Below are 25,493 nucleotides of genomic sequence, written 5' to 3'. Positions count from 1 at the left end.
ATACTGCTCTGTGCTATGCGCCCACGCCCCCATACGTTGCGGCTTGACCGCATTTTCTGATTAGCTATACTGTTTCCATATCCTATCTCTCCTGTCACCACGTTGCGGCTTGACCGCATTTTCTGATTAGCTATACTGAATATGGCAGCCTGCCAGCGTCAAAAGTGGTTGCGGCTTGACCGCATTTTCTGATTAGCTATACTAGATAAAGGAATTATCGTAAGTGATACTGCGTTGCGGCTTGACCGCATTTTCTGATTAGCTATACTCGATAATACAGACACAATAGCGGACACAACGTTGCGGCTTGACCGCATTTTCTGATTAGCTATACTGCTGCCGCCGCTAATGAGCGGCTTGGCCTAGTTGCGGCTTGACCGCATTTTCTGATTAGCTATACTCCTTCCTCAATCGTGCAGAGCCCAGACAGGGTTGCGGCTTGACCGCATTTTCTGATTAGCTATACTTCAGCACTCAAGGATAGTCAAGTCCCTACCGTTGCGGCTTGACCGCATTTTCTGATTAGCTATACTTTTTGGTGCCCCCAAAACAGGCACCGGGGCGTTGCGGCTTGACCGCATTTTCTGATTAGCTATACTTCACGACTGTCAAAATCTTCAAGTTCAGGAGTTGCGGCTTGACCGCATTTTCTGATTAGCTATACTCTTTTATGAAAGCGACACAGTCTTTGAAGGGTTGCGGCTTGACCGCATTTTCTGATTAGCTATACTTTTTGGAAAAAACTCTGTCGATGCGGGAGGGTTGCGGCTTGACCGCATTTTCTGATTAGCTATACTTTTGTTGCCTTGGCCAAAACGCTGGGGGCAGTTGCGGCTTGACCGCATTTTCTGATTAGCTATACTAAACGGCAAATCAAGCCCTTTGATACTACAGTTGCGGCTTGACCGCATTTTCTGATTAGCTATACTACAGGACGCGCAATCAATGACAGCATGCCAGTTGCGGCTTGACCGCATTTTCTGATTAGCTATACTATTGGATAATAATTGCCCATTGGCAGACCGGTTGCGGCTTGACCGCATTTTCTGATTAGCTATACTTCCTAACACCATCCTTATAGGCCATTTCATGTTGCGGCTTGACCGCATTTTCTGATTAGCTATACTGCATGGATATTACTGGTTATGTGCCGAATTGTTGCGGCTTGACCGCATTTTCTGATTAGCTATACTCCAGTTATATAGCCACATACGACATATTTAGTTGCGGCTTGACCGCATTTTCTGATTAGCTATACTGCTATCCACACCCACAATTTCGGTCATTAGGTTGCGGCTTGACCGCATTTTCTGATTAGCTATACTGATGGTGTAAGCGGTCAATCGTTTACTACTGTTGCGGCTTGACCGCATTTTCTGATTAGCTATACTGTGAAATAAAAGTTTAACTGCCTCATCTCTGTTGCGGCTTGACCGCATTTTCTGATTAGCTATACTTGGCAAGCAAGGCGGCGGTGTAATGTTTGTGTTGCGGCTTGACCGCATTTTCTGATTAGCTATACTACAAGGCATATCGTTAGCTTCGGCTTTAATGTTGCGGCTTGACCGCATTTTCTGATTAGCTATACTACGACCTGAAGGCAAGTCAACCCAAGAAGAGTTGCGGCTTGACCGCATTTTCTGATTAGCTATACTTGGTAAGGCGTATATTTCACAGAAATGTGAGTTGCGGCTTGACCGCATTTTCTGATTAGCTATACTCCTATAAAGATGCTGTCGGCCGGTGGACGAGTTGCGGCTTGACCGCATTTTCTGATTAGCTATACTTGATTTGATTTTTGGCGATAACGGCTATTAGTTGCGGCTTGACCGCATTTTCTGATTAGCTATACTTCGGGATAGTGGAAATAATACGGTGCAGGAGTTGCGGCTTGACCGCATTTTCTGATTAGCTATACTCCGGGAAGATAAGGGGGGTTTTAGTCTCACGTTGCGGCTTGACCGCATTTTCTGATTAGCTATACTATTTTCGGAAATTGACATTTCTTATGATTAGTTGCGGCTTGACCGCATTTTCTGATTAGCTATACTTATCGGCCAAAAGCAATAGAGTATGTATCTGTTGCGGCTTGACCGCATTTTCTGATTAGCTATACTCGCGCGGTGGACGGGGCGCGCGGTCTGGCGGTTGCGGCTTGACCGCATTTTCTGATTAGCTATACTGCCAGTGAAGCATTGGGGGAGTTAAATATTGTTGCGGCTTGACCGCATTTTCTGATTAGCTATACTTAATATAGCTACCTGGTGTAGCTGCCTGTGGTTGCGGCTTGACCGCATTTTCTGATTAGCTATACTCCGGTGCAAAAGCGGCGCCGCCATTTTTTTGTTGCGGCTTGACCGCATTTTCTGATTAGCTATACTGCTGCAAAAGATTGGTTGGAGGAAATTTGGGTTGCGGCTTGACCGCATTTTCTGATTAGCTATACTGCAATAGCATCGCAATCCCATTTGGCATCTGTTGCGGCTTGACCGCATTTTCTGATTAGCTATACTAATCGTCCGGCTGTCAACCGTTATTTTTGTGTTGCGGCTTGACCGCATTTTCTGATTAGCTATACTCCGACCGTATCCTGCAATACTTCATGCGAAGTTGCGGCTTGACCGCATTTTCTGATTAGCTATACTCCCAATGCTTCACTGGCTAAGCCAGCAGGTGTTGCGGCTTGACCGCATTTTCTGATTAGCTATACTTCGCTGACGGCGAATTTGAGGACTACTCTTGTTGCGGCTTGACCGCATTTTCTGATTAGCTATACTTCGGCAGAAGGAAAATACAGCGATAAATCAGTTGCGGCTTGACCGCATTTTCTGATTAGCTATACTGGCGGCATGTGTTTGATGAGAGCGGGCTTTGTTGCGGCTTGACCGCATTTTCTGATTAGCTATACTCTTTTATTACTCACTACCGGCACGACATCAGTTGCGGCTTGACCGCATTTTCTGATTAGCTATACTTATTGAAACGAATTCTTCGGCCGACCAATAGTTGCGGCTTGACCGCATTTTCTGATTAGCTATACTAAAGCAGATGCTTTATAATGGGGTTGCATAGTTGCGGCTTGACCGCATTTTCTGATTAGCTATACTGCAAGGGCAGATATATGAGGGAAATAAACAGTTGCGGCTTGACCGCATTTTCTGATTAGCTATACTTTGGCCCCGGGTAAGTTGTTGTTTTTGCAATAATTTACCCGGGGTCTTTTTTCATAAAAAAGCGGAGAAAAGCTAAAATAGCGCCAACTGATTCGGGTTTCTCTGTGCTGCCTGGCGTGATTGATCGGAAAAGCGGATAATGTTTTCATATTGTCGGTCGGTAAACTGAAAAACATAGACACGGCCCTTTTCCGGCAAAAATGCCTCAATCTTTTTGATATAAGACTCAAACTGCTCTTTGCCATTGCAGAATCGCATATAATTAGAAAGCTGACTCATTTCAAAGCCAATATCAAGCAGTTTCTGCCGGAATTTTGTTGCATTATGGCGTTGCTTTTTCGTTTCTACCGGAAGGTCAAAAGTGACTAATATCCACATAATTCTATATCCGCTTAAATGTCTGGGTTCTGAGTTTGCGCGTTTAAGATAGGCTGTCATTTTCTATTCCATTATTGTGCCGGTTGCCGGCAGGGCAAAGGCTCCGTCTCTGTCATTATGCTCCGGCAGGGCGGCAGCTTCGGTGCCCTCGCAGCCAAGCCGGCGTAATTCGCTATTGCTGGGCATCAGCGGAAACACAAGTTTGGCCTGGCCGGTGTCAAAACTGGTCGCCAGAGAATGGGTAAAACGGTTAATATGTATAAAAAGCGGAGAGACGCCCTCTATCCCCTCCAGGTCAAAAGTAGAAAGCGAGGTAAGTATCTGTTTTGTCTCAGTATTGATTTCTGTTTTGCCGACCTTGATCAGATTATGCACAATGGCGTCGACATAAGGGCGGAAAGGCTCCATCATATCGTCAGCCAGGGCAAAGGCATTGTAATTATTGGAATGAAACAGGCCTAAAGTCGGGTGCAGGCCGGAAGCGCATAAAGCGCGCGAGACAATAGAGCGCAAAATAGTATAGCCGTAATTGAGCAGGCTATTGGTGCTGTCGCCATTGCGATCGCGGCGAAAATCGCTGCCGAATAAAAGCGGCCAATATTTGCGCGCCGCCTGCGCTTCTATATTTTGGGAATCGCCGGAGCGCACCCGGCGCGTCAGCATGGTAAGGGATTTATGGCTCTGGCTTTTGGTTGTTTTGTCCAGCGCTTCAATAAGCCGGGCCTGCATAGTGACTTTGGCCGTGATAATTTGCTTCCAAAGCTGCTTTTTCAAGGGCAGGGGGGCTTCCGCCTGCGCCTGCATGCGCTTGGCCTGATGATAATGGCCTTCCAACGGCCAGATTATCGCAATGGGGGCATGATTCTGGGCGCATAAAACGACCGGCACTTTATTTTCCGCCAGGCGGATAAAAACATTATGCGACCAAGTAAGACCGTGGGCATGGGCGATAAGTGCGCCTATATCATCAAGGGCAATACGCCCCACTTCTTCTTTGTCTTTGGCAACTGTCAGAAAACCGCGGTAAATGCCAAGATGCAGGCCGTCAGTGCTTATATCAACAATTCTATCCATAGATACACATTATCAACTCTAATTAACGCTGTTCGAAGAAGACGGAGATCCGCCTTCTTCGAGTTTATTTAAATGATAAAAAAATTATATAGTGGTTAACAAAAACGCCTCCGCGCCGATTAGGCGCGAAGGCGGTAAAAAGAAAATGGAATGAAAGGGGGCAGAGCGCGCGCTTAAGCGCCTGTCTGCTGTTGCGGGTCAAAAATCTGACCGATTTCATCAATCCGGATTTGTCGCAGCTTCCATTCTTTTAAGGCACCGGCCATTTTGATAAAATATTTAAACGGGTTTGTTTTATCTCTATCGCGTTGGTCGACATTGGCTTCATTATGTGGAGCGAAAACAATTTGCCCATTAGTGCCGAATTTCACTACACGGGCAATAATACGCTTGCCGGTTTCGGGGTTATTATAGGCCACCATGTCATTTTGCTGCAGGCTGAGCACTTTTTTGGCCGTTGGATTTGCCTGATGAAAAGGCGATTGATAAGAGGGCTGATGGGCGTCATACATGGAAATAACTTCCTGTTTCCATTTGCCGTCCAATGTCTGCCAGACATCATAACGGTAATTGCCGTCATTCCAATAGCCTTTATAGGCTTTGCCGGCAGCATTACGGATAGGAATGGTGTTGTGCGCGCCAATCAGGCGAATATGGCGAATGCCTTTATAATCTTTATGCGTTTGGGCAAAGCTTAATAAAGCCTGCTCAAAATTTTTGCCGTCTTTCAGCTCCCTTGCCTCGGTATAAATATGCTCTTTTAGCGCATTGGCCAAATGTGAATCGCGAATATTCTCCAGATTCTTGGCCTTGAGTGAGCGCAGCGGCACCCGCCAGACAACCAGCTCATTGCCTTTTGCATCTTTCAAGCGCTCGCCTTTATCGTCGATCGGCAAGCCATAGGCGGTCTCTTTCATCAATTTGGCTGCGGTTTTGCCTTTGCCGGCTTTATTGTCTTTGGCTTTCGGCAAAGTGCCGTGATCGGCTTTATGGCTGACAATAATGCCGTCAACCGCTATCTGCAAATCGCGCCGCAAATCCGGCCAGGGCGGCGTATCGCGCACCGAACTTTTGACAAAATTCTCCAAATCCTGCGCTTCCATTTGCCCTGAAGCTGTGGATATACGCTTGAGCTGCGAACGGGTGGTAATGCCGATAACCGCGGCATCAATAGCATGGTGGCGGTGATCCTGCCGGTTTTTCGGCTTGGCCGTATCATTGGCTGCCGTTCGGTCATGCAGAATATCATTCAAGCCCCAATTACGGCGGAAAAGTTCCGTCAATTTGCCGGGAATCGTGCGAATATGATAACGCATGCGCAATTCACCCTGTTCATCGGCTTCTTCCCCCGGGTAAAGAGCTGAGAGATATTCGCGCGCCAGGCGGCTGAGATATTGGGTATCGGTTAATTGCCGCGCCAGCCAATTATCTTCCTGTTCAAAACGCTCCATCGCATCTTTGGCAAAGCGCCAGCGCTTATTTTTAGGCAGGTTTTGCGCGCGAGCCAGCATGGCTTCATAATCCCAGCCGTCAAGGCGGTTTGCGGCTTCCGCCGGCGAGAGATTGCCCTTTTGCCGGTTATATTCCTTCAGGCAGACAATTTTATTAGCATTGCTGTCGTCCAGAGTGCGTGAGAATGGCAAAATATGGTCAATATCGACATCAGAAGAAAGCAGGGTGGTAAGGCTAATCGGTTTGCCGCTATAGGGGCAACAGCGATCTTGCGGGTTTTCGTTCAGCTCTTCCCACAGTTTCAGTAATTGGCGATTATAGCCATTATCTTCTATGCCTATTTCCACGAGCTTATCGGAGCGCGCAATCGCCTCTTTGGTATTGTCAGCAATGCTTTTATTCACTTTCTTCTTTTCTTCGTCAGAAAGCTGCAAATCGCGCGCCAGCTCGACCGCCATTTCCCGCGGCTTGCCGTGTTTCTTTATCAGCGCATTAACGACACGGCGCAACTGGTTAAGGGCAATATGGACAGTCGGATTGGTTATCCGCCCCATGATCCGGTCATAATCCGGGTCGTTTTCGGCTACGGCTTTCCCGCCTTCGCCGGGCGGGATAGAGCGCGCCACATTGGGCACTTGCTGATATTTCGGCAGAGTATCCAGCTCTTCACGGTCGCGTCCCAATAAAGCATGGTCATAGCCGCAGCGTCTTGCCGCTTCCGCTTCCGGAATGACATCAGTTTTCATTTCTTCCAGCATATGGGAGAGGGCGGTGCGCCCCAGTCGACCATAGCCTTCCGGCAATTTGGCATTGGCGATTTTATCGCGCTGTTCGGCGCTGAGATTAGGGAATTGCTCTGTCAGCCACTTATTGAGCTTTTCCGGGTTTTCTTCATCACGCAGCTTTTGGATAATGTCCCATTGCTTTTCGCGCGCAAAATCCGCCCATTGGTTGCCAAAACGGCTTTTATCCTTCATTTCGGCATAAATTTCATCACCCGCCAGCCCCTCACGGGCATTTTTCTCCTTCTTAAAGGTGGTGCCGTGCAGTTTCAGGCTTTTGCGAATGGCGCTAAAGGCCATTTTCTTTTGCGGTCGCAGAATATCTATCAGCGTATCGCGCTGCTCTTTGCTGAGCTTCTGCCCTGATGCCTTACCGGCTGCTTCAATGGTCAGCTCATTCACTTCCTTATAGAGGCGGAATTCCTGAAAGAGCGGGTGCGCTTTCGGCAGCCGCTCTTCCTCAGGGTTAAAGGCGCATTTGCCGATTTTCGGCTCTTTTAGCTGTCGCTGATAAAAAATAGCATCAAAAAGCTGTTTTTTGCGGCTTTCCGTCAGTTCTTCCGGGTAAAATTCCGCCTGCGCCTGCCAGATTGCTGCAAATTCGTCTTCCAGCATCGATCGTTCCGGATAAAAGAGATAATTTTCCTGTTTCTCACCGGTAAAAGCCTCAGAATCCTGGCGGATACGGACGACTTTGCCTTGATTATAGCGCTGCGCCAGCCAGGTGCCGAGGGTAGGGGTCTTGCTCAAATGCAGTTGCGCCTGCAATTCTTCCACCCCCATGGCGATTTTGCCTTTATCATTATCGCGGCGGTCGGTTTTGCGGTTCGACTTAAAGCCGCGCCGCTGATTAAGGTGGAAGAGGGCGCGCCCTAAATGGTGCAGCGGCAGCTTTTCGCTCAGCGCCCGGGCGCGTAAATTATAAGGGTCGGTTTTTTCCGTATCATTGCTGCCGGTATTTTGCCCCCGGTCAGAGGTTTCACGCAACAAAACCTTACGCCCCGCTTCATCAGCCGGCATGAGGCCGTATTCCGTCAAGCGTTCCAATAATTGCTGCCGGCGTTTAAGATAGCGGTCACGCATGCGCCGCGCCCCGCGCGCCTCCCGCTGGGCGACAGCGAGGGAAGCGCCGGATTGCGGATCGCGCCCGTCTGAGAAAATGCGCACGCCAATATCGATAATGCGATTGGGGATTAACAGGCCGTCAGCATCTCTTTCCCCGCTCAATACACACCAGCCGAGGGAATTCGTGCCAATATCAAAAGCAAAAACCGTATTTTTATAATCGGAAACAGGTGCCACGACAAAACTCCAGACAATGCAGATTGGTAATTTTTATAAAGGTGAGAATAAAAGCACAAGACTTAATTTTATTTATTGACAGGCAAGAGCCGGCGCTATAAAAAGGGGCATAGCTGAATAGCTAATCAGAAAATGCGGTCGGGTCGTTAACAAGCCTGATGGCACCAAATAAGGCGGTTCCTCCGGGAACCGCTTTTTTTATTACCAGTATATTTTTATTTATCTAATTTCTTGGAGAGAATATATTGGCAGATGTTATTTGAAGTTTGTATATATAATAGCGCTTCAGCTTGAGTGATGATATTGGCAATGTTTCGCTGCTCAGTTTGACTCTTTCCGTGGGCGGCAGAGTATTTGTTTCTAAATATTTCTATAGCTGCGCAAAGGCAGGACAGGCCTTTGATTAGATTCCCACTACTTTCCAACATATTGCAATTTATAGCTTTTAGCGTTTTTTCAGTTAACGCCTTAAGGGTATCTTTTTGATGATAGTGATTTTCTCCTAAGTAAAATTTACAGCTTGCCTCTAGCATGGTAGCAGCATTCAAGGCCGCACTTAAATAATCGGTATGAATGTTACGCTCCAAACGAGAAAATTCTTTGCCAATAGCTAAATATCCAATCATTTTTTAGTGCATTAAGAAAATATTGAACGCTTAAAGATGGTAATTCTAATGGGGTTATAATTCCTTCGCCTTGGTAAAAGAGGCCAATCTCCTTCAACTTGGTTTGAATTCGCTCTCTGAATTCTTCTGAATCTTCAGCTATAGTAAAAATGAGACGGCCAAATAAAGCGAATGGAGCAGGCGGATTTTTATTATTTACATAGTTTAGAAAAAGGGTAAGGCATTCGGTCAGGTTTCTGCGGGTGCCTGTTTTAAAATATTCAGAATAAACAAAAGCAGGGCAGGTGGGTTGGATTGCTTTATTTGCTGGCCAATGATTCTGTGGCTATGGTAGCAAGCAGCTATTTCTTCTGCGGTGAATTTAATAAGAGAGGGAGGGATTTTTGACTCTGTGCTCATTATCAGGTTGCCTGCCACTTTTTCCTGTTTTTATAAGAAAAATAGGTGCATAAAAACTCCCTTTTACTATAAAAATACTGCCGATCAGGCGGTAAATACGCGTTTGGGGTGGAAGGTGCCTTGCTCTATCGCTCCCAGCGCCAGCACTTTGCCTTTATGCGTTACGCAGGCCTCGCTTTCATCGAGCGGTACTTTGCTGCCGCGCAGGATAATCGGGTTGCCGCTGCGCACCCGCACTGCCTGCGCCTCTTCTATCGGATATTGCGCCAGGCATTCCAGCGCCGCGCCTGTCTCTATCAATAAAGCGTCCAGAGGAGAAAAATCCAGCCTTTGCAGCTCAGCCGCCGGCAGGCGCGGCCGCTCAGCCCGGTTTTTGCCGCCGGTTTTTGCCGCTTCCGCTGCCGCAGCTTCTGCCGCGCGCGCGGCCGCTTCTGCCTCCAGCCGCTTTTGCGCCTGCGCTCGCGGTGAAGCCTGTTCCAAAGCCTCCAGGCTGACAAAATCTTCCTGAGAAAAGGGCGCTACTTCAATCCGGCGCAGATCTACGACATGGCCGTAGCAGCCCATATCGCGCCCCATATCGCGCGCCAGAGAGCGCACATAAGTGCCTTTGCCGCATTCCACTTCAAATACGGCATGGCCTTCCGGCGTGATTTCCATCAAATCCAGCACATCAATTTCCACCTCGCGCGGCGGAATGGCCACGGCTTCGCCATTGCGGGCAATATCATAAGCGCGTTCACCGCCGATTTTTATGGCTGAAAATTGCGGCGGCGTTTGCAGAATAATACCGGTATATTTAGGCAGTAGCGCCAGAATATCGGCCTCATTCGGCCGCTTATCGGATTTATGGGTAATTTCCCCTTCCAGATCATCAGTCGCGCGTTCTTCCCCCCAGGCCACGGTAAAGCGGTAGACTTTGGTGCCTTCCATTACATAAGGCACAGTTTTGGTGGCTTCCCCCAGCGCTATTGGCAACAGGCCGGAAGCCAGCGGGTCTAATGTGCCGGCATGGCCGGCTTTGTCGGCATTATAGAGCCATTTCACTTTGGCCACGGCCTCTGTCGACCCCATGCTTTTCGGTTTATCCAGAATAACCCAGCCTGCCACCGGGCGGCCTTTTCTTTTGCTGTGTCTTGCCATATTGTGTAACCTGGTTTTGTATTATTTATTGCCGAATACAGCCTTGCTGTTTTAATGGGCCATCGGGATTTAATAGTTTATTGCCATTATAAAAGTCTGTAAAATTTATATCAGGAAATTGAATATCTACACGCGGACTATCTTTCGCGGGTGAAAGAATTATATTCCCGAATTTTGTCTTTAAAATATTACCGTTTCCCTCCCATACAATATCAAGAGCGTTTGAACTGTCATTTTTGTTGCCTATCAGGATCTGACTGTTATTATTTCCTCTGAGATTAAGATATAAACGGCCTTTTGCAGAAAGATGTCCGTCTTCTAAAGTTAAATTATCAGCGGATATTCTGAAAGTGCCAATGTCGCAGGTTATAACCACCTCTGCTTGAGCAGAGGAAATAGCGAAAAAGGCAGATAATAATGCGATAGAAGCGAAAAAAAATCTCATTTTCATACCTGCTCTGAGAGGATATTGGACTGAAAGGGAAAGGCGCTTGTGGAGTTTTCACAGATGCTTCAGGCGTCTTCGGCGTCATCTTCATGCTGCAAATCACGCGCGACAGCGGGTGAGCGCAGCAGAGCATCAATTTTGGCAAAATTGTCAAAACTTGTATCGGCAAGGAAGCGGAATTCCGGCATATATCTCAAGCCGCGCAAAGCGCCGGCTATTTGGCCGCGAATATATTTTGCCCGGCGGTTTAGCGCCGCAATAATATCGGCTCGCGCAGGAGCATGAGGATTAGCAGAATCCAGCGGCGCAATAAAACAGGTAGCCAGCTTTAAATCCGGCGACATACGCACTTCGGCAACCGAAATCATTGCCCTGGCCAATAAAGGGTCGCGCAAATCGCCCCTTTGCAGGAGAAGAGCAAGGGCATGGCGAATTTCTTCTCCCATGCGCAACTGCCTTTGTGACGGCTCTTTATGCTGCTTCATATTTTATCCCTGTTTATCCCGGGGCCGGCAAGAATAACAGCTTTAACCCGGAGCGATTTCAACTGCCGCCAAAGCAGCGCAACCGACTGCCGCCAATTATGCCCGGCCATGCCGCTTTTCTATTTGCCGCCCGGGCACACTCCCACGCCGCTAACCCAGCCGGCAGGCTCCGCCTATTGGGCGGCAGCATGCCGGCAAACTGCCTCGCCGGGGCTTAAAGCGAACGGTTAATATGCTCAACGCGGAAGGCTTCAATCACATCACCGGTGCGCATATCAGTATAGTTTTCAAAAGCCATACCGCACTCCTGACCGGCAGGAACTTCCGCCACTTCATCTTTAAAGCGCTTCAGTGTTTTCAGCTTGCCTTCATGGATAACCACATTATCGCGGATAAGGCGTACCCCGGCACCGCGTTCCACCTTGCCCTCGGTCACGCGGCAACCTGCCACTTTGCCGATTTTGGAAATATCAAATACTTCCAATATTTCGGCATTGCCGATAAAGGTTTCCCGCCGCTCCGGCGACAACATGCCGGACATAGCGGCCTTAACATCATCGACCAGATCGTAAATAATATTATAATAGCGAATTTCTATGCCCTGATTGGCCGCAGCTTCCCGCGCCTGCGGATTGGCGCGGACATTAAAGCCGATAATCGCTGCGTCAGAAGCCGTGGCCAGCGCCACATCGCTTTCAGTTATGCCGCCGGCGCCGGCATGAATAATGCGGGCGCGCACTTCATCATTGCCCAGTTTTTCCAGCGAGGCAATAATAGCTTCAGCCGAGCCTTGCACATCGGCCTTGATAAGCAGCGGAAATTCCCTGGCGCCATCGCTTTGCAGGCGATTCATCATTTGCTCCAGCGAGCCGCGTGAGCCTGCCGCCCGCGCTATCGCCTTTTCATGCGACAGGCGTTGCCGATATTCTGAAATTTCGCGCGCTTTGGCTTCATTGGCGACAATGGCGAAACGGTCACCGGCCTGCGGCGTGCCCTGCATACCCAGAATTTCTGCCGGGGTAGAAGGCCCGGCTTCCTTCATATGGTCGCCATGCTCATTGATTAAAGCGCGCACGCGCCCCCATTCATCACCGGCGACAATAATTGTGCCGGGGCGCAATGTGCCTTTTTGCACCAGCACTGTTGCTACCGGGCCGCGGCCGCGATCCAGCTTGGCTTCAATCACCACACCTTCGGCAGAACGATCTGCCTCAGCCCGCAAATTCAGCATTTCGGCCTGTAGTAATAAAGCTTCCAGCAATTTATCCAGATTTTGCCCGGTTTTGGCCGAAACCTCAACTTCCAGCACTTCGCCGCCCAGGCTCTCAACAAAAACACCATGCTGCAGCAATTCCGTCCGCACTTTCTGCGGATCAGCCGCCGGCTTGTCGATTTTGTTAATCGCCACAATGATCGGCACATTAGCCGCTTTGGCATGATTGATTGATTCTATTGTCTGCGGCATAACACTGTCATCAGCCGCCACAACCAGCACGGCAATATCGGTCGCCTGGGCGCCGCGGGCGCGCATGGCGGTAAAAGCAGCGTGCCCCGGCGTGTCGATAAAAGTAATTTTATGACCGTCACGCTCTACCTGATAAGCGCCAATATGCTGGGTTATGCCGCCGGCCTCATTGGCCACCACATTGGCGCGGCGCAAGGCGTCCAGCAAGGAAGTTTTGCCGTGATCAACATGTCCCATAACAGTTACAACCGGCGCGCGCGGCTGCATTTTGCCGGCATTATCGGGAATATCAAAAATCCCCGTTTCCACATCAGATTCGGCAACGCGTTTCACTGTATGGCCGAATTCCTCAGTAATAAGCTGCGCCATATCGCCGTCAATGACATCGCCGGGCTTCATCATCTGCCCCTGTTTCATCAGGAATTTGATAACATCAACCGAGCGCTCGGCCATACGCTGCGCCAGCTCCTGAAGAGTGATAGTTTCCGGCACAATAACCTCGCGGGCAATTTTTTCCCGCACGGTTTCCATTTGCGCGCGTTTGAATTTTTCCTGCCGGCGGCGCATGGCCGCCATGGAACGGCCGCGGACAGCATCGCCATCATCATTAAGCACCGTAGTCAGGGTCAATTTGCCGCGGCGGCGCTCTTCCGCCCCCTTAACCGGTGACGGACGGCGCAGTTCCGGCCTGGCCGCCGCCGTGCGGCGCGCACCGGCGCTGTTCCCCTCATCATCGTCATTTTTAGAGCGAATATGATGCCCATAAGCGGGGCGGCGTGCTTTTTCCGGCAGCGGAGCGCTGTCCGGCTGAGCTGCGGTGCTTCCCGCCGCCGGTCTGCCGCCGGCCCGCCCGCCTCCTCCGGGCCTCTCCATTGTCTCACGGCTTCCATGGCCACCGGTAATATTACCGCTTTTATCGGCGCGTTCCTGTTTGCGGCGCAGTAACTCACTTTCTGCTTCTGTCTGCTGTTTCAGCCTTTCCTGTCGGGCTGCTGCCCGCTCCGTTTCGATAATAGCGCGGCGTCTGGCTTCTTCCTCCCGCTGGATCTGCTCCTGATCTGAACGGATTTTCGCCTCTTCCAGCGCCCGCCGCCGGGCCTGCATTTCAGTAGAAGAGAGCGTGCCGCTTTTGAAGGCCGGCCGGCCGCCTGTTGCTTCATCACCGGTTTTTGCCGCCTTTGCCCGCACAGCCACATGCGGTCTGGCAATGGCGGCCGCCGGTTTTGCCGCCTGACCGCCGGGCCGGCCGGCAAGCAGGGTTTCAGGCTTTTCACCCGGGCGGGTAATTTTGCGGCGTTTCGTTTCCACCACAACAGCCTTGCTGCGGCCGTGGCTGAAATTTTGTTTGACCGTGCTGTGTTCAACACTGCGCTTGAGCGTCAATGTTTTTTTCTGTCGTGCATTATCTTCAGTCTCTTTATCGGTCATTCCGCTTCCCTATCATGGCTTATGCCATATTTTCCGCAATTTTCATTCCGCTTTTTGCATTTGCTGCAATCGGCCATTATCCGCCGGCCGAAATTGCCCTGGCTGTTTTGCTTGACAATGCTTCCGCCTGCCGCTCAGGCCGCATTACGATAGGCAACAAGCCGCGCTATCGCCTTGATAAAACCTGCCGCGCCTCTATCTTTGGTGACAGCAATATGTATCACATTCTGCCCGCCAAAGGCTAGCCGCAATTCTTCTACAGTGAAAGGGGACAGGATTTTGATATTTCCTTGCCCTTTTGCGGCGGAATTTGCTGTATCGCTGCGCTGATCTGTCGCTGCGTGAACCGCCTGAGCAAGCTTGCGCCGGCTATCTGCCGCTGCTTCAACGGCATGTAGCAATAAAGCGGCGCGGCCGGAACGGATAAGCGCATTCACTTTTTCCGCCCCTGTTATAACGGTGCCGCTGCGCCGTGCCAAGGAGAGATTTGCCAAAGCAGCGCGCAGCAGCAATTTATCCACTTGTCCTGCCAGATCAGACGGTGTTTCCACTGCCGTTTGCAAAGCACAGGCAAAAGCCCGGCGCCTGACGGCCTCTTCCACCATAGTGCGGCGCGCCAGAAGCCACGCCCCACGCCCAGGCAAATTGCCCTTAATATCGGCGACAAGCACACCTTGCGGGCCGGCAACAAAACGCAGCATATTTTCTGCCGCTGCTGTCTGGCGCGAAATAATGCAGCGTCTTTCTTTCAGGCGCCGCGCCTTTTTGTCGCCGTGAGACACTGTTTCCACCAGATTCGCCTTTATGCCTTAAGCCTTAATCCACCCGCTTTAGCCCGCTGAACCGGCGCAGGATTTTGGCCTGAAGCGCCTGCTATCCTGCCGGTTCAAGCCGCTCAGCAAATCAGGCATTATGTTTATCGGCCGTTTGCGCGCCGTCTTTCGCCTCACTTGCCGCATCGATTGCCGCGCTCACATGAGCGGCCTCTGCCTCTGCTGTCGTCACGCCTGCTTCTTCCTCGGCCGCATCGATTGACGCAGGCATTGCCGTTTCATCAATCCAGCCGGCCATGACCCGCGCGGCCAAAATCATTTGCTCGGCTTCCTGGCGGCTGACATCAAAATTACTGAAAATACCTTTATGGTCAATAATTTCGCCCTTAACGCCTTTTGCCCCCTTGCGCTCACGCCAGCCAACCAGATCATCAGCCGCATAACCGGCAAAATCCTCAATAGTTTTAACGCCGTCTTCGCCAATGGCCACCATTATGGCCGTTGTCATGCCGGGCAGCTCACGCAGCGCATCGACCACACCCAGTTGCCGGCGCTTTTCATCATGCTGTTTCTCGACCTGCTCAATATAATCGCGCGCCCGCGCCTGGATTTCTGCCGCCGTATCAGTGTCAAAGCCCTCAATAGCGGCAATTTCTCCCGGCTCAATATAAGCAATTTCCTCAATAGAGGCAAAACCTTCGGAAGCCAGAACCTGCGCCACCATTTCATCGGCATCAAGAGCGTCCATAAACAATTTTGAGCGATCGGCAAATTCTTTCTGCCGGCGTTCGGATTCTTCCGTTTCCGTCATAATATCAATATCCCAGCCGGTCAGCTGTGAAGCCAGGCGCACATTTTGCCCGCGCCGGCCAATAGCCAGGCTCAACTGGCTTTCAGGGACGACAACCTCAATCCGCGCTGCTTCTTCGTCAAGCACGACTTTCGCTACTTCTGCCGGCTGCAATGCATTGACAATAAAACTGGCAGCATCTGGCGACCATGGGATAATATCCACTTTTTCCCCTTGCAATTCGGCAACAACAGCCTGCACGCGGCTGCCGCGCATACCGACACAGGCCCCCACCGGGTCAATGGAAGCATCGCGCGAGACAACGGCAATTTTGGCGCGGGAGCCGGGGTCGCGCGCGACAGATTTTATCTCGATAATGCCGTCATAAATTTCCGGCACTTCCATAGTGAATAATTTTGCCATAAATTGCGGGTGAGAGCGCGAGAGGAAAATTTGCGGCCCTCTTTGCTCACGCCGCACATCATAAAGATAAGCGCGCACGCGATCGCCATTGCGGAAGGCCTCATGCGGCAGCAATTCATCACGGCGAATAATGCCTTCACCGCGGCCGACATCGACAATAACATTGCCATATTCCACCCGTTTGACTGTGCCGGAGACAATTTCGCCCAAACGATCTTTATATTCTTCATATTGCTGGTCGCGCTCGGCTTCTCGCACTTTCTGCACAATAACCTGCTTGGCTGATTGCGCGGCAATCCGGCCATAATCCATTGGCGGCAAAGCTTCAGTCAAAAAATCGCCGATTTCGGCATCAGCCTTCAGTGCCCTGGCCTCTGCCAGCGTAATCTGACTATCGGGAAATTCCACATTTTCCACCACTTCAAGCAGGCGCTGCAATTTAATATCGCCGGTTCTGGCGTTTATCTGCGCCCGAATATTGGTTTCCTGCCCATAGCGGGAGCGCGCCGCTTTTTGAATGGCATCGGCCATAGCGGCAAGGACAACCTCGCGATTTATCGATTTTTCCCGCGCAACTGCATCTGCAATTTGCAAAAGCTCAAGCCTGTTTGCACTCACAGTCATCAGTATTCTCCTCAAATTTACTCAATCTCAGCCTGATAATAGCGGCGGCTCTTGCAGACCCGCCCAACCGGCTGTACTTTATGCCTTCAATGTTCTGCCTGCGTCTGATTGCCGCGCTTTTTGTTTGCCTTGTTGCAGGACAGCGCGGATAAGCGCCTCTGTCAGCACCAGACTGGCCTCGGCAATATCGGCAAAAGGCAGGTTTATTGTAACTTCGCCGGCTGCCTCTGCCTCATAGCACAAAGTGAGATAATCCCCTTCTGCTGCCATAATTATGCCGCGAAATTTCTTCTGCCCCGCAACCGGGTTTTGCATGGCAATTTTTGCCAAATGGCCGCACCAGGCAGCAAAATCAGATTTGCGCATGAGCGGCCGGTCAATACCGGGGGAGGAAATTTCCAGATTATAATGTTGGTCAATCACATTTTCCGCATCAAGCAGCGGCGAAATATCGCGGCTTAATTGCTCACAATCTTCAACTGTCATCGTGCCGTTGCCGCGCTCGGCCATGATTTGCAAGGTCAGGCCGTTAAGGCCAAGCAGACGCACCCGCACAAGACGAAAGCCGGCCTCTTCGCAAACCGGGGCAATAAGGGCAATAATACGCGCCTCCACCCCGGCCGGCGGCTGCAAAAACGACTCATCGGCAAAAGAATTTGCCTCTGTCTGCTGCTGATTATGCTGTATTGCCACTATGAAAAACCTGTATTACGCTGCCTTTATTAACAAAAAAGAGCAGGCTTTAGGGCCCACTCTTGCCTGTCCGACCAAGAATTTCGCCCAATATAGAACTGTTTGGGGCAAAATGCAAGCATAGTCTTGGTGGGGGCAGGCAAAGGCGGCCTGAACCGCGCCTGCTTGCGGCGCCGGGCAGGGCAGGTGACAAAAGGGCGATAAAAGAATGCGTCTGCGGCAATTAGCGGCGGATAAAAGTGAGATAAGCGGGTTTGCGCCCTGCCTGCCGGGCTTTGGCCTCATAACGAGTGCCGGGCCAGGCGTTATACGGTATTTGCCAGTCTTTTGCTGTTTCTGCAGCCCATGAAAAAGCCTTATGGTCGCGCATAAGTTGCAAAACCTGGTTAATATAGCTGTCTATATCAGAGGCAAAACGCAAAATACCGCCGCTTTGCAGCAGGCGGGCAAAATGCTCAAGCGTTCCGGCATTGATAAAACGGCGTTTCCAGTGTTTTTTCTTCGGCCATGGATCGGGGTAAAAAATATCAATGCCGGCAAGGCTGTTAGCGGGCAACCAATTTAGTATTTGCAGCGCGTCATTATGATAAAGGCGGATATTGGCCGCTTTTTGCGGTGCGGCAGCCAGAGCCGCCAGCATTTTTGCCATGCCGTTGACAAATGGCTCAATGCCGATAAAACCGCTTGCCGGCCGGCGTGCGGCCTCATGCAATAAATGCTCGCCGCCGCCAAAGCCGATTTCCAGCCGCACATTTTCCACTGTGCCGGCAAGCGCTGCCGGGGCGGTAAATAAAACGCCCGGGTTGGACAGGCTAGCCTGTGGCGGCAAGCGCGCAGCAAACAAGTCACGCCTGGTTGGGGAGGCGGGGCGCGCAGCAAATAAGCCGCGCAAATCGCGCGGGGCAGGGCGGCTTAAATCCAGTTGCAATTCCGGCAGCAAAGCCGCAAACAGTTCTCGCTGTTGCTCCCGCAGCGGCCGGCCCTTGCGGCGGCCGAAAAAGGCCCCTTGCCTTGCCGGCATTGCTGTTGATCCGGCCGGGTTGCGGCTCCCGGCCTGTGCCGGCCTGTGCTTATTGCTTGTCATGAGCGGCAGAATTTTGCGGCAAAGCTGCCTTTAATTGCTTGACAAGATCGATTTTTTCCCACGAAAAAGAACCATCTCGCCCCGGTTCGCGGCCAAAATGGCCATAAGCAGCGGTTTTGGCATAAATTGGCTTGTCCAGCGCCAGATGGCTGCGAATGCCGCGCGGGGTTAAATCCATGATCTGCCAAATAACTGCTTCCAGTTGCTGTTCGGTTACATTATGGCCGGTGCCATGCAAATTGACATAGAGCGATAAAGGCCGGGCAATGCCGATAGCATAAGAAAGCTGAATAGTGCAGCGCTCGGCCAGCCCGGCGGCGACAATGTTTTTGGCCAGATAACGCGCCGCATAAGCGGCCGAGCGGTCGACTTTTGTCGGATCCTTGCCGGAAAAGGCGCCGCCGCCATGCGGCGCCGCGCCGCCATAGGTATCGACAATAATTTTGCGCCCGGTCAGGCCGGCATCACCGTCCGGCCCGCCGGTTACAAATTTGTCGGTCGGGTTAATATACCATTTGCAATCCTCGGCGATTTTCAGCCCCGCCAGTGCCTGCCTTATATAAGGCTCCACCACCTGCCGCACTTTGGCAGAATCCCAATTTTCAATTAAATGCTGGGTAGAAAGCACAAGGGAAGAAATTTCAAAAGGCCGGCCGTTCTTATAACGCACGGTTACCTGGCTTTTGGCATCTGGCCCCAAAAGCGCGGCCTCACCTTCTCCCTTATGGCGGGCTGCGGCCAGTTTTTCCAAAACTTTATGGGCATAATAAATCGGGGCGGGCATTAAAGCCGGCGTTTCCGTGCAGGCATAGCCGAACATAATGCCCTGATCGCCGGCGCCGTCTTTATCCACCCCTTGGGCAATATCAGATGACTGTGAATGCAGCAAAACATCAATACGCGCTTTCTGCCAATGAAAGCCGGGCTGATTATAGCCGATATTTTTAATAGCGCGCCGCGCCGCCGCGCGGAATTTGCGCGGGGCGATTTGCGGCCTGCCCTTTTTATCCACAATCAGGGCGCCGTCCTTGCCGCGCTTCAGCAGGCTCTGGGGCACGCGCACCTCACCGGCAATAATAACGCGATTAGTAGTGGCCAGCACCTCACAGGCGGCGCGCACAGAGCCCGGGTCGAAACCGCTGCGGCGCTGCTCCCGGCGCGCCTCGCGGTAAATCATATCGACAATTTCATCGGAAATCCGGTCGCAAAGCTTGTCCGGGTGGCCTTCTGCCACTGATTCGCTGGTAAAAAGATAATCCCGGTGCAACACAATTTTCCCTTAAATGCAATTTATCGGCCGCAATATCTAAAGCAAAGCTTTGCCGCTTGCAAGCCCGCAGCGGTGAGAGCCGTGTCCGGCTCTCTCTTTGCTCTCCGGCGGCCTTGGCCTTGTGTCGGCGCCAAAGTCTCCGGCTATTGCCTGCTTCAGGCACCGCCTGCCAGAACTTTGGTCAAAGCGATAATTTTGCGGCGCACTTGCGGATCCTGTATCCGGGTAAAAGCGCGGATAAGCTGCGCTCCTTCCGCCGAGGAGCATTGCCAATCCGGCGGGGGGCTTCCTTCTTCGGCAAAGCCTTCTTTCTTCATTGTAAAAAGCCCGTCTTCTTCGGGATTGGAAAAGAAGAAGGAAACCGGCGCTTCCAATATTTCGGAAATCGCCTGCAGCCGGCTGGCGCCGACACGGTTTGTTCCCTTTTCATATTTCTGGATTTGCTGAAATGTTACCCCTAATTGCTCCCCTAATTGCTGCTGGGTCATGTTTTTTAAATTGCGCTGCAGGCGAATGCGACCACCGACATAAATATCAATAGGGTCGGGTTGTTTTTTGGTTTTACTCATGAAAATCTAGCTTTTAAAACTGTTTATTCGGGGGAATCATTCCACTTTAGAAGAGGGCAACTTAACTTTCCGTTTAAAAGGGCATAACAGGTAAATTGTAAATTCCGTTCTGCTTCTGTTGGCGTTTTGTCGTAGCATTTGTTACCTTTTTATGAAGATTTTTCCTGGTAAACCGAGCTTTTAGCGGCTTTAAAATCTACCAGTCCTGCAAGTATGCGTAGATATTTATATAAATAGATAAACAAATCCTTATTTTGTTGGATTTTGCGCCCGGCCGGTTAAAGCCGCTGCCAAATAAATTTTGGCTGATTTAAGGGATAAGAACAAGTAGGAGCACGAGTATAAAGCCGGATTAGTGCAAAAATAATCTGCCCTCTGCGGTATACACATAAATTTTTGGCAAAGTGTATGTTTTTATATCTCTACCTAAGATTGCAGATAGAGATATAGATAGTTTTTTGTAATAGAAAATATCTATCTTTGCTATTTTCTTCTCCTGGAATATAATGAAGATAGGAGGAATGAATTTACGGGAAGATATACGGACGCGTATAGAGCAGAATCTTGATGCTATGAGCAGGGGATCGCGGAAAAACCCGGCTGATTTTTTTGGGCTGACACCATTGCAGAAGACGCGTATGCTTAATACTGCGCCGGGGCAGGAGACGCGGGTAATAAGGGCCGATGAGTTTGAAAAAATAAAAATGTTTTTTGGCGGAGCTCTCTTTGTCCCTGATTGTGATATAATGCTGCCGGAAAAGAGTGACCCGGCTGATTTAAAGAAAGACAGGCTGGTCAAATTGTGGCAGTGCAGTTTGCCTGAGCGTGCCGGAGGCGCTGCTCGCTTTTTTCAGCCGGAGTTTGCTGCGGCATAAAAAGGGAAAATAGCTCTGTTTTCGCGGCCGCCGCTTACCTCATTTCATCATTCAGACTGTGGTCAGGCATGGCATTTTGCCTCGCTGTTTCCGATTGCCTGTGCCCGGTTTGCCACAAGGGCAAATAATCTGCTGCCCGCGCCAGGCAGCTCTCTGGTTCATTGATCAGGGGTGAGGGGCGTCCCCTGGCCTCGTCTATAAAGGGTTGTGCCATGACAACTGACCGGTTTATTACGCCTATGCCGACCTGTCTCCCCAGACAAATCGTTGAAAATTTAGCGGAAAAGGTTGCCGCCAAGCCTGGCTTTAAAGCGGGTGATGATATTTTTGCAACAGTTAAAGGTCTTGGCGGAACAATAAAATCAGGCTCTGGCGGTGATGAAGATAGCGAAAGCGGATCGCTTATCACGAAGTCTTTGTCAGATTGGAAGATGTATCTGTCGCCAATAGCCTCCCTTGCCTGAGATCGGTTCACAGTTGCGCATGAGCCTGGCTTATTTGATTTTGCATTTAAGTCTGGCTAAACAGAATAAGCCCGATATATCAATGCTCGCCACACATTATATAAAAAATGGTGATGAGCAACATAAGCGCGCGGAGTGGGAGGCAAACCGGTTTGTTGCGGCTTTTTTTGATGCCAAAAGATGAATTCCGGAAGATAGTTCATGAAGGCGGTGAAACCGCGTGCCGCCTCTATTTTCGGGTGAGCATGCCTGCCGTAAAAGCGTGCGCGATATATTTAGGGCTTACTGCTGATAATAGCGTATAGTGGGGCGCAGTTGCCTTGCCGCCTGTGCAACCAAAACAGAAAAACAGCCTGTTTTGTCAACCGAAGCTTGTCTACCACAAAATGCAGGCAAATCCCCTTGTTTACATAAAATCCCCATTTTTTGATACACAAAGCGGATAGCGTATCGGATTTGAGATAGTAAAAAGGTTTGACAAAACGCCACTAACTTATTGATATTTTAATGCCGGTTTGACAGATACAAAAATATAAGCTGTTGATTTTTAATTTATAATTCTTGATTAGCTATAATAAAATCCGCCCCCTGGAGCGTCCCTGACCAGTTGCGGCGTGACCGCATTTTGCACGGCTTACGCGCGCCTGTTCTTTGCTGCGCCCAAAGCCCCCCAACCCGGGCGCTGTTTGCACGGCTTACGCGCGCCTGTTCTTTGCTGCGCCCGCCGCCACAGGCTAGCCTGTCCAACCCGGGCGCTGTTTGCACGGCTCACGCGCGCCTGTTCTTTGTTGCGCCCAAAGCCTCCCAACCCGGGCGCTGTTTGCACGGCTTGCGCGCACCTGCGGTTTGCACGCTTCGCGCGCACCTGCGGTTTCTGATGAGCTATACTGGTTTTCGCCAAGGCGTGCGGGCGCGGAGAGCAGCGGGTGCTCTATACTTGCAGTTCTTGCGCATAGCAGCCCGCTTTTGCAGGTTTTATCGGCCCCGTCCAAAAAACTGTCCCGTGCTTTGCTGAATTTATCATTGGCACAGGCAGCTATAATGGCTACCGCAATTTTTAACCCGCCCCGTTTATGTTTATCTCCGCATCTTCCCGCCGCCAATACTGCTTCGGCACTGTTTGGGTGGTGCCTGTCAGCTTTCGAGTGCGGCGGCAAAATCCATATAATACGTCAAAGCCGCCACTAAATGGTAAAAAATAGAGGCGGGGACAGATTGTGACCGCGCTTTCCCCTGTTCGTCAATCGCATCAATCCACAGGCCTTTGGGCGCAGTGTCAATATGCCAGCGAAACAGGCGGGCAATGCGGCTTTCTACTTCCGGCTTTAAATCCGGCCCGTGATTACTGTCCAAAGCGATAGCCGCTTTAATCGCTTCCGTTTGCGGCCAGGAGCGGGTAGCACAATCTATCGGTGTGCCAAAGCGCGAGACAGAATTATAGGCAAGCCCGGTGGTGCGATTAACGCCGCTGGCAATGGCTGAAGCATAAAGCTTGCGCGCCAGAAGCACAATATTATGCGGCGCATTATCGGCCGTTTTATCATTGGCCTGCCGGGCGGCAAAGGCAGTTTTGTGGCGCTCATAGGCCACGAGCAGCGAAGCCCATTCAAAATGATGGCCCGGCTCGCAAATATCACCGGCCTCCCCTTTGGCTCTTTGCCAGTCTGCGTCAAAAAATTCACCCAAAGCCCAATTATCTGCGTCAAAAAATATATTGCGGAACAGGTCTACAATATTGGCGGCGCGATCGAGATAGTCTGCTTCCCCTGTCACTTCATACCAGGCGAGACAGGTTTCCAAAAAATGCATATGCGGATTGGCACGGCGCAGCGGGCGGTCATTTTGCCGGGTTTCAAAATAGCCCCTTGTGCCGGCCGGTTTGCCGCTTTTATCCAGCAAATATTTATCCAGAAAAGCAAAGCTTTCTTCCGCCAGCCTGCGCGCGCGGCGCTCACCGCCGGCATGGGCATACGCCAAAGCCAGCAGCACAAAACTTTGATCGTAAAAATCTTCTGTTGTATCTTTAATATGGCCGTCTGCGTCAAATGTCGCAACAAAACCGCCATTATCGAGCCGCCCTTTTTCAATAAAATCCAACCCATGCGCAATAAGTTCGCGATACGGCCCTTGCCAGCCGCGGGCACCGGCAACGGCAAAGGTGTAAACCTGCCGCGCCTGGGTGCGCATTCTTTTATCTCTATGTAAAGGCAGACCGTCAAAATTTAACACTTCATGAAACCCGCCTTTGTCATCAACCCCTTTGGTCGACCATAAAGGCAAGGCCTCTTCAAACAGCCAGTTTTCAACCCGGCTTAAATGTGCTCCGGCCACGGGCGGCCGGCCGGGCGCCGGGGTAAAGCGGGTTTCCAGCCTGCCGGAATTTTCCAGCGAGGTTACAATTTTGCGCACATTCTGGCTTTGCGAAACCGGGGCGATAAAAGTGGCATCACCCGTGGCGACAACGGCCATATTTTTCAGCCCGACTGCCGAAAGCAGCCCGCTTTGCGAGCGCAGATAACTGCGCTCACAATCAATGGCAACAACATCGCCGATAATAACATTGCCGTTAGTGTCACGATTCTTTTTGCCGGCGGGCGTATCCAGCAGCGATTGCCATGAGCCTAAATCATTCCAGCGGAAACGCGCCGGCACCAGCACAATATTATCTGCCTGCTCCATAATAGCATAATCTACCGAATCGGCAGGGACGGCTTTATAAGCGTCAAAAGGCAGCCATAGACCGGAAAAATCGCGCCGCGCCTGAGCCAGAGCGGCAGAGACATTCTGCTTTATCTCCGGAGCAAAGCGGGCAAAAGCCTGTTGCATAATTTTTGCCGAAAACAGAAAAATACCGGAATTCCAGAGAAAATTGCCGGCCCGGCAATAGCGCTCAGCCGTGGTGCTATCCGGCTTTTCCTTAAATTGCAAAACATCAAAAACCTGTTCTTTCCCACCGGTTTTAGCGGCAATCTCAATATAGCCATAGCCCGTTTCCGGTCTATCGGGTTTAATGCCGAAAATAACAATTTTACCGTCTTGCGCTGCCGGGATACCTGCCTCAATAGTTTGCCAAAACTGCTCTTCTGTTTCAATATCATGGTCGGAAGGGACAATAAGCACCAGGCTGTCGCCGTAATTTTGCAGGCTGATGGCACAGGCCAGCGCCACAGCGGCGGCCGTATTCCGCCCCAGCGGCTCAAAAACCGGCTGGCCACCATAAAGCGGCAGACCGCTGATTTCTTTATCCAGCAGCGGAGCATGGCTCTCAGAGGCAATGAGGTAAACCGGCATTTTGGCAGAATTTTCAGGCCGCAGGCGATTGATAAAATTAAGGCGGTGCACTGTGCGCGCCAGCATGGAGCCATTGCCGGAAAAATCGTGAAACTGCTTGGGAAAATCCTGCCGTGACAGCGGCCACAGCCGCGTGCCGACCCCGCCGCTCATAATAAAAGAGACAAGCGGCACTTCAGCCCGCGCCGGTTTTGTTTTTTCCGCTATGGGATTGCCGCTTTTTTCTGTCATAATGGCCTCATAACGCATCAGGAGCAGGTTGCCGTGCCTTCGCGGAAATATTGCCCGGCGCTGATAACCTGGATTATACTGCAAATATTGCTTTATAATTGCGCGGGAAAAGAAGCAAGCAGAATTGGCATTTTAAATAAAAAAGGCTTGCGGGCAGGGCGCGGCGGCGCTATAAACGGCTCACGGCTCACGGCTCACGGCTCACGGCTCACGGCTCACGGCTCACGGCTCACGGCTCACGGCTCACGGCTCAC

At 50.9% G+C, this 25,493-nt stretch carries 18 protein-coding genes and 1 CRISPR repeat array (1 of these 19 running past the window's edge); of the genes, 2 read left to right on the top strand and 16 right to left on the bottom strand.

Annotation, left to right across the window (positions count from 1 at the left end; genetic code table 11):
• Positions 1-3,173: direct repeats of the CRISPR family, unit length 36 nt; unit sequence GTTGCGGCTTGACCGCATTTTCTGATTAGCTATACT; it reaches 955 nt to the left of the window's first position.
• A gap of 72 nt (positions 3,174-3,245) precedes the next feature.
• The 14 genes from cas2 to DPQ22_RS04050 form a co-directional block, all read right to left on the bottom strand.
• Positions 3,246-3,611 (bottom strand): CRISPR-associated endonuclease Cas2, encoded by a 366-nt coding sequence (cas2, locus tag DPQ22_RS04115; RefSeq protein WP_246681469.1) that lies wholly within the window; start codon positions 3,609-3,611, stop codon positions 3,246-3,248.
• 3 nt (positions 3,612-3,614) lie between these two features.
• Entirely contained in the window at positions 3,615-4,625 is a 1,011-nt protein-coding gene (gene cas1, locus DPQ22_RS04110; RefSeq protein WP_150213413.1) for a type II CRISPR-associated endonuclease Cas1, read from the bottom strand.
• Between the two features lie 173 nt (positions 4,626-4,798).
• Positions 4,799-8,161 carry a type II CRISPR RNA-guided endonuclease Cas9 gene (cas9, locus tag DPQ22_RS04105; protein WP_150213411.1) on the bottom strand — a complete coding sequence of 1,121 codons (3,363 nt, stop codon included), beginning with the start codon at positions 8,159-8,161 and terminating at the stop codon, positions 4,799-4,801.
• Positions 8,162-8,376: 215 nt separating this feature from the next.
• The gene (locus DPQ22_RS04100; RefSeq protein WP_150213409.1) at positions 8,377-8,787 is read right to left on the bottom strand and encodes an abortive infection family protein; all 411 of its coding nucleotides are present in this window, start codon (positions 8,785-8,787) and stop codon (positions 8,377-8,379) included.
• A gap of 483 nt (positions 8,788-9,270) precedes the next feature.
• The gene (gene truB / locus DPQ22_RS04095; protein WP_150213407.1) at positions 9,271-10,326 is read right to left on the bottom strand and encodes a tRNA pseudouridine(55) synthase TruB; all 1,056 of its coding nucleotides are present in this window, start codon (positions 10,324-10,326) and stop codon (positions 9,271-9,273) included.
• A 25-nt stretch (positions 10,327-10,351) separates the two neighbouring features.
• Positions 10,352-10,771, bottom strand: a complete 420-nt coding sequence (locus DPQ22_RS04090) for a hypothetical protein (RefSeq protein ID WP_210244017.1) — start codon at positions 10,769-10,771, stop codon at positions 10,352-10,354.
• 68 nt (positions 10,772-10,839) lie between these two features.
• On the bottom strand, positions 10,840-11,259 hold the full coding sequence (rbfA, locus tag DPQ22_RS04085; protein WP_150213403.1) for a 30S ribosome-binding factor RbfA: 420 nt from the start codon (positions 11,257-11,259) through the stop codon (positions 10,840-10,842).
• Between the two features lie 214 nt (positions 11,260-11,473).
• Positions 11,474-14,152, bottom strand: a complete 2,679-nt coding sequence (gene infB / locus DPQ22_RS04080; protein WP_150213401.1) for a translation initiation factor IF-2 — start codon at positions 14,150-14,152, stop codon at positions 11,474-11,476.
• Between the two features lie 134 nt (positions 14,153-14,286).
• Positions 14,287-14,943, bottom strand: coding sequence for an RNA-binding protein (locus DPQ22_RS04075; RefSeq protein WP_190323140.1), 657 nt, complete (start codon positions 14,941-14,943; stop codon positions 14,287-14,289).
• 112 nt (positions 14,944-15,055) lie between these two features.
• Entirely contained in the window at positions 15,056-16,762 is a 1,707-nt protein-coding gene (gene nusA, locus DPQ22_RS04070) for a transcription termination factor NusA (protein WP_150213397.1), read from the bottom strand.
• A 78-nt stretch (positions 16,763-16,840) separates the two neighbouring features.
• Positions 16,841-17,455 carry a ribosome maturation factor RimP gene (gene rimP / locus DPQ22_RS04065; protein WP_246681468.1) on the bottom strand — a complete coding sequence of 205 codons (615 nt, stop codon included), beginning with the start codon at positions 17,453-17,455 and terminating at the stop codon, positions 16,841-16,843.
• Between the two features lie 223 nt (positions 17,456-17,678).
• Entirely contained in the window at positions 17,679-18,476 is a 798-nt protein-coding gene (trmB, locus tag DPQ22_RS04060; RefSeq protein WP_150213394.1) for a tRNA (guanine(46)-N(7))-methyltransferase TrmB, read from the bottom strand.
• Between the two features lie 49 nt (positions 18,477-18,525).
• On the bottom strand, positions 18,526-19,806 hold the full coding sequence (metK, locus tag DPQ22_RS04055) for a methionine adenosyltransferase (RefSeq protein WP_150213583.1): 1,281 nt from the start codon (positions 19,804-19,806) through the stop codon (positions 18,526-18,528).
• Positions 19,807-19,964: 158 nt separating this feature from the next.
• A complete protein-coding gene (locus tag DPQ22_RS04050; RefSeq protein WP_150213391.1) occupies positions 19,965-20,378 on the bottom strand; it encodes a helix-turn-helix domain-containing protein in 414 nt (137 codons plus the stop codon).
• A 521-nt stretch (positions 20,379-20,899) separates the two neighbouring features.
• Here DPQ22_RS04050 and DPQ22_RS04045 point away from each other — a divergent pair.
• Positions 20,900-21,253 carry a hypothetical protein gene (locus DPQ22_RS04045; protein WP_150213389.1) on the top strand — a complete coding sequence of 118 codons (354 nt, stop codon included), beginning with the start codon at positions 20,900-20,902 and terminating at the stop codon, positions 21,251-21,253.
• A 34-nt stretch (positions 21,254-21,287) separates the two neighbouring features.
• Here DPQ22_RS04045 and DPQ22_RS04040 read toward each other — a convergent pair whose 3' ends face one another.
• The gene (locus DPQ22_RS04040; RefSeq protein WP_150213387.1) at positions 21,288-21,467 is read right to left on the bottom strand and encodes a hypothetical protein; all 180 of its coding nucleotides are present in this window, start codon (positions 21,465-21,467) and stop codon (positions 21,288-21,290) included.
• On the opposite strand from DPQ22_RS04040, the gene DPQ22_RS04035 reads away from it, so the two are divergent.
• Positions 21,466-21,717, top strand: coding sequence for a hypothetical protein (locus tag DPQ22_RS04035; RefSeq protein WP_150213385.1), 252 nt, complete (start codon positions 21,466-21,468; stop codon positions 21,715-21,717). The genes DPQ22_RS04040 and DPQ22_RS04035 overlap by 2 nt on opposite strands.
• Before the next feature lie 1,134 nt (positions 21,718-22,851).
• Here the strand turns inward: DPQ22_RS04035 and DPQ22_RS04030 are convergent.
• A complete protein-coding gene (locus DPQ22_RS04030) occupies positions 22,852-25,161 on the bottom strand; it encodes an AGE family epimerase/isomerase (RefSeq protein WP_190323147.1) in 2,310 nt (769 codons plus the stop codon).
• Positions 25,162-25,493 lie beyond the last annotated feature (332 nt).

The organism is Candidatus Tokpelaia sp., from assembly GCF_008636115.1.
GTDB lineage: Bacteria > Pseudomonadota > Alphaproteobacteria > Rhizobiales > Rhizobiaceae > QLZD01.
Note: the sequence above shows the minus strand (reverse complement) of the source record. Positions and strands in the feature narration are given on the sequence as shown.